Here is a 17,818-nt window from a genome sequence, read left to right as displayed (position 1 = left end):
GTGGCTCTTACCGGTATATTGCCGGGAATGGATAGGTGTTATTTGCGTTCCTGCCTGATCAATGGTGAGCAGCTTCATAACATGTTCGGAAAATAGTTTTTCCAGCCGATGCATACTGGTGCCCGCTTCTCCTTTTGGAAAAAGGGAAAGCATCGTTGGCCCCGCTCCACTGATCACAGTTCCAAAGGCGCCGTTTCGGCTGGCATGTTCTTTTATATCCCTATAGTGCGGAATTAAATCGGCCCGGTATGGTTCATGGAATAAATCTGCTTCCATCATTTTACCGGCCAACGCTAAATCGCCGGACAAGAGTGCTGCAATCAACACATTGCTCACAGAACTAGCTTTCGTGGCATCCGCTCTCGGAAATGTCTTCGGCAAGACCTGTCGCGCTGCTTCCGTTTTTAAATCGTCGGCGGGAATATACACGATCACATCTGCAGCTATATCAGAGATGCGTACCCACTGAACAGTGCCATCAACCACCGTTGTAGCGGCCAAACCGCCGAAAAGCGCCGGTGCAATATTATCCGGGTGACCTTCGATGTCGTTGCCGAAAGCAAGTTTTTCATCCGGCGACAGTGACAATTCGCACAACTGATCAGCCAGTTCAATGCCGGCAATGATGGCTGATGCGCTGCTGCCGAGCCCACGGGCCAATGGAATATCGCTATTTATGACCAATTTACATGCCGGAAGTTTTCGATGATAGCGTGCCGCTGTTTGACGAGCAATTTGAAGAATATAATTATCCTCCACCTTTTCATCAGCGGAAAGATGCTCGGATCGTTGCTCAATCTCCCATTTGCCGGTATCCCATACGTCTACTGTCAAATAGAGATTAAGTGCAACCCCAAGAGAATCAAACCCCGGACCTATATTTGCTGAGCTGGCCGGAACGCTTATCCGGAAAGACTTCATACATTCACCAGCTTCCGGATATAGTCGGTCACCTTGGCTTCATCATTCGGCAGGGTTACTGTCGTTGTATCCAGCTGATCAATCGCTGTCTGCGGATCTTTCAAGCCATTCCCCGTCAGAACAGATACAACCTTGGACTGTTGTGGTATTGTGCCATTTTCAAATTGTTTGATAACCCCGGCAATAGAGGCGCAGGAAGCAGGCTCAGCAAATACGCCTTCCTTTTGGGCTAGACGTTTATAAGCATCCCCGATTTCTTCATCCGTAACGGAATCAATTGTTCCATTAGACTCTTCTCTGGCCTGCAATGCAATTTCCCAGCTTGCCGGGTTGCCGATTCGTATAGCGGTAGCAATGGTCTCCGGTTCAGTAACGATGTGTTTATTCACGATCGCTGCGGCACCTTCCGCCTCAAATCCTAATAGTCGAGGCAAACCGGTATTCTCCATTTGATTGTATTCTTTAAACCCTTCCCAATAAGCCGTGATATTCCCGGCGTTACCAACCGGAATAGACAGGAAATCCGGTGCAGTCCCAAGTTGATCACAGACTTCAAAAGCTGCTGTCTTTTGACCTTCCCGTCGATACGTATTCACTGAATTAACCAGTGTTACTGGATCTGTTTCAGTTATTTTACGAACAATTTTCAGCGCATCATCAAAATTGCCATCGATCTCCACAATCGAGGCACCGTACATCATGGCCTGAGCTAGTTTGCCGAGTGCGATTTTCCCTTTTGGAATAACAATAATTGCTTGCAGACCAGCTCTGGCCGCATATGCTGCTGCGGAGGCTGATGTATTCCCCGTAGAGGCACAGATTACAGCATCGCTCCCTTCCTCCTTTGCTTTGGCAACGGCCAAAGCCATGCCTCTGTCTTTAAATGAACCGGTTGGGTTTATGCCTTCTACTTTACCGTACCACTCAATACCCCACTCTTCGGAAAGGGTAGGAAAATAGATAAGCGGTGTATTGCCTTCAAGAAGAGACAGCTCAGGCGTCTTATCCGTTACCGGCAAATGTTCTCTGTAATGTTTGATTAAGCCTTGCCATGTCATGCTTCAGCATCTCCTTCTACTTTGTAAAAGCTTTTAATCGCCTCTACCTGGTCCAGTGTTTCAAGTCTTTCCAAGGCGTCGTACATATTCTGAAGCGATGTGTTGTGTGTTATAACGACAACCTCTGCTATTCCGCTTTCTTCCGACGGGTTTTGAAGAATTTGTTTGAAACTGATGTTGCCTTCATTAAAGAGGGCAGAAATGCGTGAAAACACACCAGCTTCATCCGTTGCATGGAACCGGACATAGTATTCGCCAAAACGCTGTTCAGCCGTTTTCAACCGTTTTTCAAATCGCGGCTCCACGAATTGACCACCGGTAACACCCCGATGCATATTCTTGATGACTGCAACCACATCGGACATAACAGCTGCTGCAGTCGGCATGCTTCCCGCACCGGCTCCATAAAACATAGCTTCTCCAACGGCCTCTCCGTACACATAAACGGCATTGTATTCGTTTTTGACATCGGCCAACGGATGTTCTTTGGAAATGAGCGCCGGCTGAACGTTTACTTCCACCCGTTCACCATCAAAATCGGCGAAACCTATCAATTTCATAGTGAATCCTAAACTGTCACCATATTGCAAGTCTGCTGCTTCCACCTCTTCAATCCCTGTCATTTCCACATCCTCAAGGTTCACATAGGTGGAAAAAGCGAGTCGTCCAAGAATGGCCATTTTTCTTGCGGCATCCAAGCCTTCAACGTCCGATGCAGGATCCGCTTCGGCAAAACCACGATCTTGCGCTTGCTTCAATGCATCGTCATAGCTGAGACCTTCCTGACTCATTTTCGTCATTATGTAATTGGTCGTGCCATTGACAATGCCTAATAATTGCTCAATATGATCAGAGGCAAACCCATCCGTTATTCCGCGAAGAATAGGAATTCCACCGGCAACACTTGCTTCATAGTATAAGTCACAATTGTTCTCTTCAGCGGCCTCATGCAGTTCCCCGCCATGAAGTGCAACAAGATCCTTATTGGCTGTCACAACATGCTTTTTGGAAGCAAATGCTTTCAGAATAGATTCACGCGCTTCTTCTATACCTCCCATTACTTCGACAACAACGTCAATTTCCGGGTCATCGAGAATGGCATCTGCATCCGCTGTCAGCGTAATGCCATTCATATCAGCACCGATATCCCTCACTTTATCCGGATTACGAACGAGAGCACTCTTCACCCGGACACCGCATCCGAGCTGATGCGACAATTTCTCCTGATGCTTTTCAATAAGATTAACGACACCGGAGCCAACAACACCGACGCCCAATAGTCCAACTGCTACACTATCCTGCACATCATCACCCCATCAACTAATAAATAATATTTGGTTTATTTAAACACGAAAAAAAGCGTGTGGCAATAGTCAATTTCCCCATTCTTGCAAGGGCTGCCATTATTTAAAGCGATGATCACCCTCCGTTATTGATCGCCATCAGCTCATAATGGACAGAAGTTGTTTGTTCCGATCCTGCCGCTCCTCATATGAAGCAAGATCATACTTTTTCAAAAGGTGGAAAAGTGTGTTCAATGTTTCTTGTGTCAGCGTATGTTCCAAAAACCGATCCATATTTGCACTGATTTCCACCGGCAAAAAATCCTTTTGGTTATTCAGCTTAGTAACGACATCATCATGCGAATGATCGATCGGACAATTTTCCAAGTGATCCGCCTCCTTTATTATTCGCTTGTCCTCCTATAATAACACAAAAAAGCTCGTCCAAGCAGTATTAGTTGACGCTCTTTTCGAAAATGTATTACACTCATTCTAATTCAAATGACGTGAGTTACGAATTAATGAAGGAAGAGGATGTATTTTAGTTCGGAATGACATATATGGTATCAAATGGAATACGGACATGAATGAAAGGGGAGAGTGCTGATGATCGTCAGAGAACGGCCGAATGACTTTGTAATGATCGAACAGGATAACCATGCCCAGGCCTCCGGTGACATGATGATCCAATGGAAAAATGATTTATTTCCTGGACTGCACTGGCGTCCATCTGTGGAACATGCCATCCGCCAGCACGACGTTGGTTGGAAATCATTTGATCAACAGCCGTTTTGGAATGACCAAAAACAGGCCCCTTACACTTTTATTGATTTTCCGCCTATCCCCAAGACCATCCTTTATAAACAGGGTATTGACGAGGTGGAACGCGACGATACGTATGCAGCCATATTGTGCAGTGAGCATTATAAAGGCTTTATGGAGCAGGAACAGGGAGAAGCGGCACGGGAGTTTGTTCAACAGGAGGAACAACGGCAGCAGCGGCTTATGACAATGCTAAAAGACTGGAACAGCACATGGTTCCATAATCATTACGCATTCCTGCAACTCGCCGACAGCTTATCATTATATGCCTGTTTAAATGAACCCGGTGTCAGTAAAGAACAGGAGCACCCTTTTTTCAAAGATGGAATACCACTTTCTGCAAAACTGGACGGGATTAGTCATAGCAAAATAAAAGCTCATTGGCTCGATCAACAGACTGTTGCGCTCGAACCATTTCCCTTTCACCAACCGGTCGATATTGCCCTGCCGCAAAAAATAGTATCCAAAAAAGATATAGACGCCAAAGGTTTAATAAAAAGCTATGAAAATACCCCGTTTCATAATATCCACTTACGCTTAACGGCTCAATAATTCAAAACCCGCGTTGCTCTCTCAATAATCGTAATCTTGCGACGGGAAAACTAATAGACGCATTCGATACGCATTCATCGCTGTTTCTCCCAGCGTATCCATTAAGTTATGATTGGCGTAAGCGCCTGCGAGCGCGCCGAAGCCGGGGATCAGCTGCAGTAGTTTAATGACGTCCATATAATCCCGATACTCCTGCTGGAACATCCGCCAATCCATGTCGGCAAGATTTTTCTTTTCAAATTCCCAGTTTTCCATAGTATGGAAAACTTCTCTCCGATGTTTATCACTGGAAAAGGCAAGCTGGAAGATGTGGAGAAGGAATAGACGCTCCTCGTATTGTCGCGTATCAAATCCGTATATCGCCGCTGCTTCAAATAAGAATTTCATTTTAATAGACAAAAGCAGCGGAAAATCTGCAATGCCCAGGAAAAAGCCACCCGCACCAGTTCCTGCTCCTTCTGCAACAGCTGTTTTCCGGTACGAAGCGCACTTTTCCTTAAGCCACGTATCTTTATCGAACAGACTTGAGGCAGCTGCTGCTTTTTTGTTTGTTGTCATTTCCGAGCCGGTTAACGTTGCTTTCACCATGCTTTTTATGCTTGCAGTTATCATACTGTGAACTTTCTCAGGGATCATATCATTGACTTTTGTCTGCGTCTTTTTGGATAGTTGCTTGAAAAGTCCTGACCGCTTCAACACGTTTCGTCGCCATCTTATCAACTCATGATACACTGTTTGCTCATAGTTATTCATGTTGATGTTTCGCTCCAATCATAAACAAAATGCGAGTCGTGACAGACAAGGGTGACTAAATAGCCGGACGGTTTACCAGCTTGAAATATCATTTCACTTTCAGCATATGTCTTGATTCTACTTGTCCGGGTTAACTCAGCCTGTTCTTGATGGTCCAAGTGATTGAAGATCGGTACCATTGAGACACAAAGTTTCTGTGATGACTGATTGCATGCCAGATTATCACCGTTCACATGCCCATCTCCCCCGCACCCGTTTCTTTCATTATAACAAAAAGGACAGCCAATCATTGTCTCTTTGTTTGTTTTTTTTGGAATGATCAACTAATTCCTGTGTAAAAACGGGATGAGCCACAGCCCATCCCGTTTCTTAGTGCTATTATTCTGTTTCGTTGGTTGCATCGCTATTGTTAGGGTTGTTATTGTTTCCGGATGACTGCTGGTTATCGGAAGGTTCCGGTTGATCCGGCGTTTGTTTTTTCTCCAGCATACCTTCCAGTTCATCCATAATTTCAGCAGCTTCCTGCCAGTTGCCTTCTGATAATGCTTGTTTATAAGCCTTAAACTTATCAGAGAATTCCTTCAACTGTTCTTCAGCATCGAGAATCGGCTTCGATGAGTCCGGCGTATCATCCGGTTTGTCGTCTTCCTGATCTTCATCATCTTCCATGCCAGGATCCACCTTCTTCAATATCTTCTCAAGCGCCTGATCGAAGTTGGCATCCATAACAATCTGGTCTTCATAAGCAACGACAACCCGTTTTACTTCCGGCAGCGATGTTTCATTATTTGATTCGATGTAGATTGGCTCCACATACAGAACCGTGTCTTCAATCGGTATAGCAAGCAGATTTCCCCGTATCACTTCTGATCCGCCCTGGGACCATAAGTTCAATTCCTGTGAAATTTCACTATCCTGATTAATGCGGTTCTCAATTTGCTGAGGACCGTATATGTTCCGTTGTTTCGGGAACCGGTAGACGAACATATCCCCATAATTCTCGCCATCATTGCGTACGCCCATCCAAGCGATCATGTTTTGTCTGTTTTTTGGTGTATACGGGATCATCAGGATAAATTCTTCCTCTTCCTGATCCGGCAATTTCAAAGTCGTATAATATGGTTCCATCTCCGTATCTTCGTTGAAATATTTTTCCGTTGGGAACTGCCAAAAGTCTTCCCGGTTATAGAATACTTCCAAATCGGACATATGGTACGTCCCATACATAGAAGCCTGGACAGTGAACAGCTTCTCAGGATATCGAAAATGGGCTTTAATGTCGTCAGGAATGTCTTCAGTAAACAAATCCGGGAATATATTTTTGAATGTTTGCATCAATGGATCATCAGGATTGGCCATGTAAAAATTCACTTCACCTGTATAAGCATCCACGGACACTTTCACCGAATTCCGGATGTAGTTGGTCTGTCCTTGAAATGATTCCGAATATGGGTAGTTTTCTGCACTCAAATAAGCATCAAGCATCCAGACGACAGTTCCATCATCACGAACCACTAGGTATGGATCCTTATCATATGTGAAGAACGGTGCAATACGATTCACACGATCCATAATATTTCTGGTGGCCAAAAGCTGACTGTCACTTGTTACTTGATCCGAAATTAACATACGGAATGTTCCCTCATTCAAGGCAAAGAGAAGTCGATTGATTCCACTTAGTGGGATACCAGTGTCCGCTTTAAACTTGGTATCTACGTTCTCATCGCCTGATGGGTAGTCAAACTCCTCCACCTCACTATTGACAATAACATTCTTATACGGTTCTTCACCGAAGTAAAGTTGTGGTCGACTGACATCCAAATCGCCTTCAGGGGGCAAGTTTTTCAACATATATTTCGGCTGCCCTTGTGCCGTCACTTGATTAACATGGCTCATCGCCATCCCGTAACCATGCGTATACCGCAAATTCTGGTTGACCCAAGTCTTTGCCTGGCTTGGAAGATCTTTTGTATTCAACTCTCTTGCACCCAGAAATACTTGCTCATAATTACCATCAACCTGGTAACGGTCAATATCGACATCATTGAACTCATAGTAAGTTCGGAACGTTTGCAATTGATTGTAAACGTCCAACAATGGCCGTGAGTCATTCATCCGCACATTATCAATGGTGCCGCTGTTACGTTCAACCATTTCCTTACTCAGAGAATGGTTGCCGGGATGCTGCTCTTCTGCAATGCTATCCAAGTCATATGCGGCTTTAGTATAGGATAAATTATCCTCCAAATAAGGTTTTTCTTTTGAAAACTCATTTGGTGAAACAATGAAATTCTGCACAACAACCGATGCGCCCTGTCCAATAACGGCAAGCCCTATGTAGGCAATAATGGGGATCATAACAGATCGTAATCGCCCCCGGATCAGAGCAACGATCATCCAAACAGCCATTATAATCGCCACTGCCGCCAACACATAAGACTTGGGGATATTAATGACGTCATCGGTGTAACTCAAACCGGTCACAACGCTTTCCTGGAACAAGTTCACCTGGTTCGTTGACAATGTTCCGAATGGCTGTAAAACATGATAGCCGGCTAAAAATAACCCAATGAAACCAAGAGTCACTCCCAGATGCAGTTGCGCGGAACGACTCACTCGATACATATGAAAAACCGAATAAGCACCAATTTGCACCAACAGGAAAAAGATAGCTAATCCAAGCAGAACGAACACGACGAAATTTAAAAACGGAAGGACATAAACATAAAACGATATATCCATGTTAAAGTAAGGATCTGTCTTTCCGAATGTAACATGGTTGATAAATTTCAACATTCGTTCCCAGCCAATGCCCTGTATAACACTGCTTCCGAATAAGCCTACCAATGCAGAAATGGCTAACATGATCAGCATAACGGGCTTCCATCTCAGCAGGATCGGCGGCAACTGACTTGAATCAAAATGTTTTATGTACGATCGCCGAATCCAATACAACGTTATGAATGTGCCTACTGCAAACAACACAAATCCTGAAACACCTAAAAGAATTTTGCTTGTCAAAACGGTCGTGAACACACTCGCATAGTTGAGCGTATCCATCCAAATATAATCAGTTATAAGTCCGATACTGAAAAAAATGACAATCAAAGCCAGGATAAGAGCAAGTACCAGATAACCAATCCAATTCCACTTTTTATTAAATGTTTTTTTTCGGCCGCTACCGGAACCCCCATCAAAAATTTCCACTATTTTTCCTCTCCCTTTGCATCCATAAGGCTCTTTCTTCCTATCATACATGACTCTTGCCAAGAATGAAAATAATAATTATTTTTTATTCAGATAACAAAGGTCACGATGATCACAAAGGCCAAGCTATTCACAAATGGTCGTGTCGGTTTTCATTTTTATCGAATTCAAACTCCTCAGCAAATTCTGTCTGCATCCGACCAGTGTCCGGTGATGGTTTCGCTCCACCTTCGTTGTCTTCTTCCGTTTTTTCTTCTATATACGTATGGATAAATGGTTCACAACATGCAATGAAAAAAGCCGCTATCAACGAAATGCTCACCAATGGAATACTGGCTTCAATAAGCAGTGACCCCAATAACCAAAGAACAAAAAATGCCAGCGGAAAATCAACGATTGATGCTGTAACATTGCCAAAACGCCGGAGTATCAATAAATCGCCAACAAGAAACGTAACCCCCGTTAGCAGTATACTGATCCAAAATAAGTTCATCAGATTAGCATAATAAAATATCCCAAATAATGATAAAACGGTGATGCCAATTGCAATTGCTTTTATCCCAAGTGTTTTTAAATAAATCATAACCATGACACACCCTTTCTTATTCAATCAGTCATAGTGTGTCGAAATGGGACGCATTTATACTTGAACAGGGAAGTGATGCTTGCGTATACCAATGGTTAAGACTGGTAAGAATATCGCACGGTTACCTTGCCCGTTGCATGGCACCGGCAATCGCGTCAGCGGTTATATTCGAATGCGAAGTGTGCCATAGCACTCCCTTGTTCCGGATCAGAAAAACCTGTGGCGACTCATGTTTCACGCCGGTATCCTCCGCTAGTTGATTGGATATATCCCGGTTTTCAATCACCTTAATCACATAGCTATTCAGATCGTTTCCCGCTGACTCAAGAAACGTTTGATACTGTTCAAACGCAGTGGCGCTGATCGGGCACGTTGTACTGTGTTTGAACACCAATACCGGTTCTTCCACAGAATGCTCCCACGCCTGTGTTAATTCCTGATTCGACTGAAGCTCGTTTAATTCAGTCATGTTAATCACTCCATTCTTTTCTGTTCTGCAGACACCGCAGTGTCGATATTCCTTTTCATTTATCAACGAAACAGCAGTGACTTCATTTAGATTGTCTTGCTTTCCTTATCCTTTTACAACTTTAACATGAACGGTTCTCGTTCGTGGTCCGTCAAATTCGCAAAAATAAACACTCTGCCACGTGCCAAGTACAGGACGGCCTTCTGCTATTATTAACGTTTCACTTGCTCCGATAACCGATGACTTCATATGACCATCCGAGTTGCCTTCCATGTGAATGTAAGCCGGTTTATTCGGAAACGTTTCGTCAAGCCCATGTTTCAAGTCCGTTTTAACATCCGGGTCAGCGTTTTCATTGATGGTGATGGCCCCGGTTGTATGCGGACAATAGACGACCATGATGCCATCACGTACACCGGTTTCACCAAGAACGTCGTCCACATAGCGGTCTAGATTGACGAAAGCCTGTTTTTCATACGTTGAAATCGTGAATGAATGAAGCGTTTCTGCCACGATACCATCTCCTTTATTGGGAATAATCGTTCCATAAGTTCCACGGATGTACCCCAGGCGGCAACGAATTAGCTGAGGTCATATCCTTTGTCGTCGGATGCTCCACGGACAATGTATGAGACCATAAAGCAATCTGCTGTCCGGGGCGGTTCACATCCTGCCCGTATTTTTGATCGCCATATATAGGGCAGCCGATAGATGCAAGCTGAACGCGAATCTGATGCGGCCTTCCAGTATGAAGTTTAACGGAAAGCAGCGAAAAGCCATTCGTTTTTCCGATAACTTCATAAGCCAACACTGCTTTTTTCGCCTGTTTTTGTTTTGGTGAAACCTTATGCACTTTGTTTTCCCGCTTATCTTTCCATAAATAATCCTCCAGCAATGCCTGATCTTTTGAAGGACTGCCTCTGACAACAACCAAATAGTGTTTATCAAAGGCACCTCTTCGCAAGGCATCGGACAGACGTGACGCGGCCTTAGAGGTTTTGGCAAAAACCATCACACCACCAACCGGACGGTCCAAACGGTGAACAAGTGCCAAGTAGACATTACCCGGTTTTTGGTAACGGACTTTGATATCTTCCTTTAGCATCGTCAATACGTCTTTATCACCGGTGCTGTCTTCCTGTACAGGAATATTGATCGGTTTTTCAACGATAAGCAAATGGTTATCTTCATAAAGGACCGGAATCGTCATCTTACAGCAAACCTTTCATTCAATCGTGTTGATTTATCAAACATTCTACCATTTACGGAATTAATTTATTTTAAACTAAAATGGGAATGCCGATCCTTTTGACCTGGTGATCTCGCAAAGCACATTGATTCCATAAACCATTTCATCGGCAAGCCTGTTAAGTCTGTTACATGCATCTTCGTCGACAATTTCTTTTTGGTAATAATGCTTTTCTTCCACAAATACATACTTTGGAATAATAACGGCCTTCATGTAGGATAAAATCGGCTTCAACTGATGTTCTGGTACCAGATAATGTCTGCCGGATCCCGCCGTTGCAACAATACCTGCAACTTTACCTTGAAAAGCATCGCCCGGAAGTAAATCGAATAAATTTTTCAACGTTCCTGGGATCGATGCTTGAAATATCGGCGTTCCAATAATGCACGCATCCGCTTCCATCACTTTCTGCAATACCTCTTTGGTATCACCTGTATAATCCCGATAATCCCGGCCATCGCTGAATACAAGCTGATACGCACTTAAATCAATAAATTCCGTCTCTATTTCTTCATTGCGCCGGTCAATGGTACTTAAAATATGTTTAACAGCAATACGTGTTTTTGATCCAATAATCGATCCGGATATGCCAACCACTTTCAAAACCGCTTCCTCCTCAACGCTGTCTAGTGACTCATTGTTCATATCTTATGACTACTATTGTACACAAAAATCGTTTAAAAGACAGCTATTTGAACTGGGAGAAACGTTTTTTCAATAATCAGCAGGGACATTTTATTGTCCCTTTTCCTTGGGCATTTCAATCGACACGCGATGGCGTTCTTCGCTATCCATGCTGACTTGCCAATAACTGTTGTCTGGTTCTCCCCCAGCGAAATTATTGTCAACGGTGACAATCAGCTTATCCTGATTATGAAAAAATACAGGATTTGTCACGTGTTCATAAAATGAGGTCATCTGCTTGGCCTGTTTTGTTTCCATATCCATTTTAAAGGCTTCATAGATGAACGTACCATTTTCGTCTTTCGTGGCGACACTGGTGAAAGCCATTTGCTTCCCGTCAGGCGACAGTGCTGGTGATGAAATAATACGAGAATCGGAAGCAAAATCACCCTCAGGGACAATCGTTTTTCCATGATTGCTGTCGATGGAGCGTACGACAAGTTGATCAGCCGATTTCTGACTCGTTCGATACATAAGCTGTTTTCCATCAGATGTCACCTCAAGTGATGACATGGTGTATGCCTTTTTGTCTGTAAGCTGCTCCGTCTCACCGGATGTCAAATCCATCCGGAAAATATCAAATTCATGCGGTCGTGCGCCGGTAATCGACGAATAACTCTTGAACACATCCGCTTTCAAAAAGTACAAAGACTGCCCATTCGGGGAAAACGCTGCTTCCGTTACATAGCCGTCTGCATTGATCCGCTGCTCTATCGTTTGCCTTTTACGGTTAAAAATGCGCAATTGATAGTACCGGCGCTCGTCAGTTTTCCATTTTTCAATAAAGGCAATTTGGTCACCGTCCGGAGAGAATGTCGGATTGCTATACGACTTCCCTTCCGCTGGTTTTTTAACAAGCTCAGCCTTACCACCGTCGACAGGAACAGTATATAATGCGCTATCATCACCATGAAAGTACGAAAAAACAAGTTCACTGTCATCCGGAGAAATATCGGTTTCCTGCCCAAAGCCCGTAAACCCTTCAGGTGCTTCAGCCAATGAACCGGTTCCCCACAGGACAAAGAATAAAAGAAGCATACCGATGATAAAACTGATATTTTTCATTTTTAGCGACATATCTTACAGCCACCTTCCAGGGATAAGAATCAGAACGGACAAAGGAACAGCGATAGACAACACTGAAAAACCAAATCCCGTCATCATAGAAATTAACGGTTTCCTTGCAATGTAACCCATTTGAAATTTATAAATGATAATCCATATCAGAATCGGAGTAACAGTCAAAAGGGCAAACAGGCTTCTCCCCATAGCGAAAAAATACGCCCAAAGAAAGAACAAACTCACACAAACGACAGCAATACCAAACAACAAATTCACTATATAGCTGGTCAACACAAGTCCGTGCTTTTGCTGTTTGTTATCTATCAGGTTGCTTGAAAAATACGAATTACGAATGATGGCAACGATCCCCATTCCGACCAGAAGCAGTGCATAAATACCGAATATGATGATCTGCCACTGGGATCCTTGTATGGTTAGAAGATTAATGCCATTCCAGATAACGTTAGCAAACAACGCTAAATGCAGCAGATAAAAATACCGTCCTGCAAACGAAATATTAATAGCAGCCAATGTAATAAGACTTCCGGTGAAAAACTGAATCGCAAGCCAAACGGGAATGGGATCATGCTGCAAAAACGCCGCATTCACAAAATAAAGTACACCAAACAAAATCGTCCCTATCCCCATCACATACAAAAGCCCGCGCTGGTATGGATACATTGCCTCCTGCAGCTGATGACCTGCGCTATTAGAATTTCCAAACTCCGCAATTGCCCGCTTTTCGGCCTGTTTTTCTGTCAAACCTTCATCCATATAATGCTGTTTCGCTTCCTCCAGGTGGTTGAGAAGCTCCTCCCACAATTCTTCCCTTTCACCATTGGCACTCTGTGTTTGTTCCAGCATTTTTTGAACATGCTTTTTCAGCCGGTTCATGATAGGTCCCCCGATGTCTTCGTAATGAGATTGTGAACACTGTTCCATTCATTCAACTTCTTTTCTAACTCTGCTTTCCCATCATCTGTTATCCGGTAATACTTCCGTCGTCCGTGATCTGTATCATACCAATAGGAATAAAGCCACTGTTTTTTCTCCATCCGTTTCAGTGCCGGATAAAGCGTTCCTTCTCCCATGTTATACAGTTGTTCACTTTTTTCTTTTAACACTTTTACCATTTCATAACCATACATATCTTTTCCATTCAGCAAATTAAGCAACAAAATATCAATGCTACCCTTCATAATTTCACGGTCCATTTTCCTATCACCTCTTCCATTATTGTATTACGATGTGCATCGTAATACAATGGTTAAACAGAAGTTATAAAAATCTCAATGCTACACAAGTTAAGTGGTGAGGTGAATAAAATGAAAAAACAACGTAAAAAGACATTTAATAAACCAACACAGGCCAATATGGACGGCGAATTAAGCGTTAGCGATGGACTGGATGCTAATCATCCTTTTAACGAAGAGGACAATCCTGCTGGCGATTCAGTGGATGAACATAAAGAACTGGAGGCCGCCAATGAATATATGGCTGAAAAACAGATATCACAAATAAACAATAATTCGTAGGTCTCAACGATCTTTCAAAGCCAATCAATCACAATACACTTCCTCAACACCATTTCATTCTGTGGTACAATAAGGTTATAAACGTGTACTATTTGGAAGAAATTAGCGTGAATTTTCCCGAGAAAACGAACGTAAGCGTAGAAGGATTTTATCATATGCGAGACGGGTTAATTTAAAGGACATTTTTGGTTGTTTAGCCGTGTACTGAATTGCCGTCAATTCAATTGAGGGGGGAGGTTGACTATGTACTTGATTGTAGAAGACAAAATTAGAGAATCCATTGAGAATGGTGACTTTGACAATTTGCCGGGGAAGGGGCAAAAACTCGATTTGCGGGATGAGCTCCCAGGTCTATCACCAGAACTTAATCAAGCATACAAAATGCTTAAAAATGCAGGATTCGTTCCGGATAACGAACAACATTCAGGCGAACGCACAACAACCGGGGATTTGATGACCTATGCCACTGGTGAAGAAGATACCAGTCTTACCAGAAAAAACAAACAGGTTGATGATTTCATTCAAAATCGAAAACTGCACCATAATCCAGTTTACCCATCCTACCGAAAAAAACTGTTAAAAAAACTGAGACGGGGATAGTGAATACTTTAGGCCGATACCATGAGACAGCTTCACCTTTGCTAAATACGTCGACGCATTTCCACATTATTTCCCGGGAAATGTGCAACGTTTTGACAAAAAATAAAAAAGCATCCAGATGCTTCAATCGAGCATGGATGCTTTTTTTTAAGTTATTATTCATTGATGACATCTTTCAGGTTCTCGGTTTTTGGACGAGTTGTCAGTTTTTCCAGCAGTTTATTACTTTCCTCATTCAACCCGCTTAATTGGACTTTCACACCGTTTTGTTCATATTTCATCACGACTTTATCAATCGCACCAACGGCTGAATCATCCCAAAGATGCGCGTGTGTTAAGTCTAATTTAACGTCTTCAACAAACTCGTTAAAATCAAAGCTTTCTACAAATTCCGTTACTGAAGCAAAAAACAATTGTCCTGATACGCGATAGACTTTTTTAGCAGCTGCATCGGACGCCAATTCAGTAACGTTTACTTTGGAAATTTTAGCTGCGAAGAAAATCGCACTTAAAATAATTCCGACCAAAACGCCTTTTGACAGATCATGTGTCAGCAAAACGGTGACGACGGTAGCTATCATAACTACTGTATCACTGAGCGGTGCTTTATGAATCGTCCTTAGCGATGACCACTCAAATGTACCAATGGACACCATAATCATGACACCGACCAGTGCAGCCATCGGAATTTTTACTAAAAAGTCGTTTAACAGCATGATTAATACCATCAGGAACACACCTGCTGTTAATGCAGACAGTCGGCCTCTTCCACCTGACTTCACGTTAATAACCGACTGACCAATCATCGCACAACCTGCCATGCCGCCAAAGAACCCCGATACCATATTCGCCATTCCTTGACCTTTGGCTTCCTTGTTTTTATCACTGGTCGAATCGGTCATATCATCGACAATGGACGCTGTCAGTAATGATTCCACAAGTCCTACAATCGCAATGGACAAAGAATATGGAAAAACAATTTGCAGCGTTTCGAAATTTAAAGGAATGTCCGGTATAAGGAAAAATGGCAACGCCTGTGTTAATTCTCCCATATCGCCTACTGTACGGACCTCGCTGCCTGTCATAATTGCGATAACGGTAACAGCAATGATTGCTACCAGTGGTGATGGGACGGCTTTTGTAAAGCGGGGAAGAATATAAATAATAGCTAACGCGCCGCCAACCATGGCATACATCGACCAGGACTCCCCTTTGAAATGGGTGAGCTGTGCGGTAAAAATCAAAATAGCCAGGGCGTTTACAAAACCGACCATAACCGAGCGCGGGACAAATTTCATTAAACGTCCAAGCTTGAGAACGCCCATTAAAATTTGCAATACCCCGGTTAAAATCGTAGCTGCCAGTAAGTATTGCAATCCATGCTCGGCGACCAATGTAACCATTAATAATGCTGTTGCACCTGTTGCTGCAGAAATCATACCCGGCCGTCCACCGACAAAAGCCGTAACAACAGCAATACAAAATGATGCATACAGTCCGACCATCGGATCAACACCGGCAATAATTGAAAAAGCAATCGCCTCAGGTATCAACGCCATTGCTACGACCATTCCAGCCAGAACATCACCTTTGATGTTGCCGAACCACGACGATTGAATGGTGTTACTGTTCATGAAGCACCTCTTTCTAATTTAGTATATGATGACTTTCAACTCTCATGAAAGTCGGGACCGTTGTGAACAAAACGTATTATATCTTGTTTTAAGGTATTTGTGAAGCCTTTGAAAACGTGATCATTATCATTTTCCTTTATTTTTCGTTTGGTTCCTTGTACATAATGCTTCATGGTCATACGTCATGCTATAATAGTTAAAATGTAAAAATAATTAAACTGTCATAACCCATCGTTTTAAAGTTGAGGCTGGAGGGAATATCTAATGTTTAAGAAGATTCTTTTAGCAGCGGACGGCTCAGAACACGCTATTCGCGCAGGGGAAAAAGCCATGGAACTGGCAAGCTACAACCAACATGCTCAAGTTGATATCATTTACGTCATTGACGAGAAGGACTCCAAAGAACAAGTCATTGATAACTGGGGAAAAGACACATCGCAAAAGCGTAAAGAAAAACTGGCAATGATTGAACAAAAAGCAAAGCATGCCAATATCACGTATGACGTGGTCTTTCTCCATGGCGAACCAGGACCCACCATCGTCAACTATGCCAATGACCATCAATACGATGTTGTTACCATAGGAAGCCGTGGATTAAATACACTGCAGGAAATGGTATTGGGGAGTGTCAGTCACAAGGTAGCTAAGCGCGTGGATTGCCCTGTCATGATTGTGAAATAAGCGTACAAAGATAATTAATTAATTAAAAGGTAAACGGCTTAAGCCGCTGCTCCAATGCAAACGTTCGTTCACCATTGTTATCAAACGTTTTAACAGTTGGCAGCACTTAATTTTATAATCAGAGATTCGGGCGATGCGTCTACAAGAGCAAGCGAACGATATGTTTCACCCAGAAATTGCTGATCGGCCATATGATTAAAAAGGGATATGAGAGGGTCATAATAATGGTTCGTGTTCAGGAGTCCAAAAGGTTTGTCATGGATCCCCAGCTGAGCTGATGTGAAGATTTCCATAAATTCCTCCAATGTCCCCGGCCCTCCCGGCAGAGCGATAAAACCATCCGCTAATTCGGTCATTTTTGCTTTTCGCTCCTGCATGGACTGGACAATATATAATTCCGTTAAATCGGGATGCGCCAATTCTCGGTCCTTTAACATCTCGGGAATTACGCCAATGGCTTGTCCACCGTTTTCCAGGGACGCATTAGCCACCGCTCCCATCAATCCGACACTTGAACCGCCGTACACAAGCGTTATCCCTTTTTTCGCCAATGCTTTTCCAAGCTGAACAGCTCCTTGTTTATATTTATCTGAAGCTCCTTCGCTGGATCCACAAAAAACAGCCAAACGTTCCATGAACATCCTCTCCAAACAGGTGTTAAATTGATGAACCTTTCAATAATCAGCCGATCAGTATAGACATAGCCGCTACAAGCACCCAAA

21 protein-coding genes are annotated in these 17,818 nt (G+C 43.2%); 4 read left to right on the top strand and 17 right to left on the bottom strand.

Annotated elements, in window-relative coordinates; genetic code table 11:
* The 4 genes from thrB to ABDZ72_RS02060 all read right to left on the bottom strand — a co-directional run.
* Positions 1-921: homoserine kinase (gene thrB, locus ABDZ72_RS02075; RefSeq protein ID WP_343750847.1), on the bottom strand; the 921-nt coding region annotated here is incomplete at its 3' end.
* Positions 918-1,979, bottom strand: a complete 1,062-nt coding sequence (gene thrC / locus ABDZ72_RS02070; protein WP_343750846.1) for a threonine synthase — start codon at positions 1,977-1,979, stop codon at positions 918-920. The genes thrB and thrC, both read right to left, overlap by 4 nt.
* Positions 1,976-3,283, bottom strand: coding sequence for a homoserine dehydrogenase (locus ABDZ72_RS02065; RefSeq protein WP_343750845.1), 1,308 nt, complete (start codon positions 3,281-3,283; stop codon positions 1,976-1,978). Before ABDZ72_RS02065 ends, thrC begins: the two co-directional genes overlap by 4 nt.
* 138 nt (positions 3,284-3,421) lie before the next feature.
* Positions 3,422-3,649 carry a hypothetical protein gene (locus ABDZ72_RS02060; RefSeq protein ID WP_343750843.1) on the bottom strand — a complete coding sequence of 76 codons (228 nt, stop codon included), beginning with the start codon at positions 3,647-3,649 and terminating at the stop codon, positions 3,422-3,424.
* A gap of 219 nt (positions 3,650-3,868) precedes the next feature.
* Here ABDZ72_RS02060 and ABDZ72_RS02055 point away from each other — a divergent pair, with 219 nt between their 5' ends.
* Positions 3,869-4,636, top strand: a complete 768-nt coding sequence (locus ABDZ72_RS02055) for a DUF3891 family protein (protein ID WP_343750841.1) — start codon at positions 3,869-3,871, stop codon at positions 4,634-4,636.
* Positions 4,637-4,657: 21 nt separating this feature from the next.
* On the opposite strand, the gene ABDZ72_RS02050 is transcribed toward ABDZ72_RS02055, so the two are convergent.
* The 11 genes from ABDZ72_RS02050 to ABDZ72_RS02000 all read right to left on the bottom strand — a co-directional run bounded on the left by ABDZ72_RS02050 (position 4,658) and on the right by ABDZ72_RS02000 (position 13,860).
* Entirely contained in the window at positions 4,658-5,389 is a 732-nt protein-coding gene (locus ABDZ72_RS02050; RefSeq protein ID WP_343750839.1) for an EcsC family protein, read from the bottom strand.
* Positions 5,386-5,622 (bottom strand): hypothetical protein, encoded by a 237-nt coding sequence (locus ABDZ72_RS02045; RefSeq protein ID WP_343750837.1) that lies wholly within the window; start codon positions 5,620-5,622, stop codon positions 5,386-5,388. Before ABDZ72_RS02045 ends, ABDZ72_RS02050 begins: the two co-directional genes overlap by 4 nt.
* 145 nt (positions 5,623-5,767) lie before the next feature.
* Complete coding sequence (locus ABDZ72_RS02040) at positions 5,768-8,596, bottom strand: UPF0182 family membrane protein (RefSeq protein ID WP_343750835.1); 2,829 nt, start codon at positions 8,594-8,596, stop codon at positions 5,768-5,770.
* A gap of 130 nt (positions 8,597-8,726) precedes the next feature.
* The gene (locus ABDZ72_RS02035) at positions 8,727-9,179 is read right to left on the bottom strand and encodes a YndM family protein (protein WP_343750834.1); all 453 of its coding nucleotides are present in this window, start codon (positions 9,177-9,179) and stop codon (positions 8,727-8,729) included.
* 124 nt (positions 9,180-9,303) lie between these two features.
* The gene (gene ytxJ, locus ABDZ72_RS02030) at positions 9,304-9,651 is read right to left on the bottom strand and encodes a bacillithiol system redox-active protein YtxJ (protein WP_343750833.1); all 348 of its coding nucleotides are present in this window, start codon (positions 9,649-9,651) and stop codon (positions 9,304-9,306) included.
* A 105-nt stretch (positions 9,652-9,756) separates the two neighbouring features.
* A complete protein-coding gene (locus tag ABDZ72_RS02025; RefSeq protein ID WP_343750832.1) occupies positions 9,757-10,164 on the bottom strand; it encodes a secondary thiamine-phosphate synthase enzyme YjbQ in 408 nt (135 codons plus the stop codon).
* A gap of 13 nt (positions 10,165-10,177) precedes the next feature.
* A complete protein-coding gene (locus ABDZ72_RS02020; protein WP_343750831.1) occupies positions 10,178-10,861 on the bottom strand; it encodes an RluA family pseudouridine synthase in 684 nt (227 codons plus the stop codon).
* A 75-nt stretch (positions 10,862-10,936) separates the two neighbouring features.
* Positions 10,937-11,503 carry an NADPH-dependent FMN reductase gene (locus tag ABDZ72_RS02015; RefSeq protein WP_343750829.1) on the bottom strand — a complete coding sequence of 189 codons (567 nt, stop codon included), beginning with the start codon at positions 11,501-11,503 and terminating at the stop codon, positions 10,937-10,939.
* A 132-nt stretch (positions 11,504-11,635) separates the two neighbouring features.
* On the bottom strand, positions 11,636-12,661 hold the full coding sequence (locus ABDZ72_RS02010) for a TolB family protein (RefSeq protein WP_343750828.1): 1,026 nt from the start codon (positions 12,659-12,661) through the stop codon (positions 11,636-11,638).
* A 3-nt stretch (positions 12,662-12,664) separates the two neighbouring features.
* Complete coding sequence (locus ABDZ72_RS02005) at positions 12,665-13,540, bottom strand: permease prefix domain 1-containing protein (protein WP_343750827.1); 876 nt, start codon at positions 13,538-13,540, stop codon at positions 12,665-12,667.
* Positions 13,537-13,860, bottom strand: coding sequence for a PadR family transcriptional regulator (locus tag ABDZ72_RS02000; RefSeq protein WP_343750826.1), 324 nt, complete (start codon positions 13,858-13,860; stop codon positions 13,537-13,539). Before ABDZ72_RS02000 ends, ABDZ72_RS02005 begins: the two co-directional genes overlap by 4 nt.
* Positions 13,861-13,971: 111 nt before the next feature.
* On the opposite strand from ABDZ72_RS02000, the gene ABDZ72_RS01995 reads away from it, so the two are divergent.
* Both ABDZ72_RS01995 and ABDZ72_RS01990 read left to right on the top strand, forming a co-directional pair.
* Positions 13,972-14,181, top strand: coding sequence for a hypothetical protein (locus ABDZ72_RS01995; RefSeq protein ID WP_343750825.1), 210 nt, complete (start codon positions 13,972-13,974; stop codon positions 14,179-14,181).
* Positions 14,182-14,424: 243 nt separating this feature from the next.
* The gene (locus ABDZ72_RS01990) at positions 14,425-14,781 is read left to right on the top strand and encodes a DnaJ family domain-containing protein (protein ID WP_343750823.1); all 357 of its coding nucleotides are present in this window, start codon (positions 14,425-14,427) and stop codon (positions 14,779-14,781) included.
* Positions 14,782-14,936: 155 nt separating this feature from the next.
* Here ABDZ72_RS01990 and ABDZ72_RS01985 read toward each other — a convergent pair whose 3' ends face one another.
* Complete coding sequence (locus ABDZ72_RS01985) at positions 14,937-16,415, bottom strand: SulP family inorganic anion transporter (RefSeq protein ID WP_343750821.1); 1,479 nt, start codon at positions 16,413-16,415, stop codon at positions 14,937-14,939.
* Between the two features lie 264 nt (positions 16,416-16,679).
* Here ABDZ72_RS01985 and ABDZ72_RS01980 point away from each other — a divergent pair, with 264 nt between their 5' ends.
* Entirely contained in the window at positions 16,680-17,096 is a 417-nt protein-coding gene (locus ABDZ72_RS01980; protein ID WP_343750819.1) for a universal stress protein, read from the top strand.
* Between the two features lie 89 nt (positions 17,097-17,185).
* Here the strand turns inward: ABDZ72_RS01980 and ABDZ72_RS01975 are convergent, their stop codons facing one another.
* Positions 17,186-17,731, bottom strand: a complete 546-nt coding sequence (locus ABDZ72_RS01975) for an LOG family protein (protein ID WP_425542331.1) — start codon at positions 17,729-17,731, stop codon at positions 17,186-17,188.
* Positions 17,732-17,818: the final 87 nt, after the last annotated feature.

The sequence above is a fragment of the Lentibacillus halophilus genome, assembly GCF_039522485.1.
GTDB classification, from domain to species: domain Bacteria; phylum Bacillota; class Bacilli; order Bacillales; family Amphibacillaceae; genus Lentibacillus; species Lentibacillus halophilus.
Note: the sequence above shows the minus strand (reverse complement) of the source record. Positions and strands in the feature narration are given on the sequence as shown.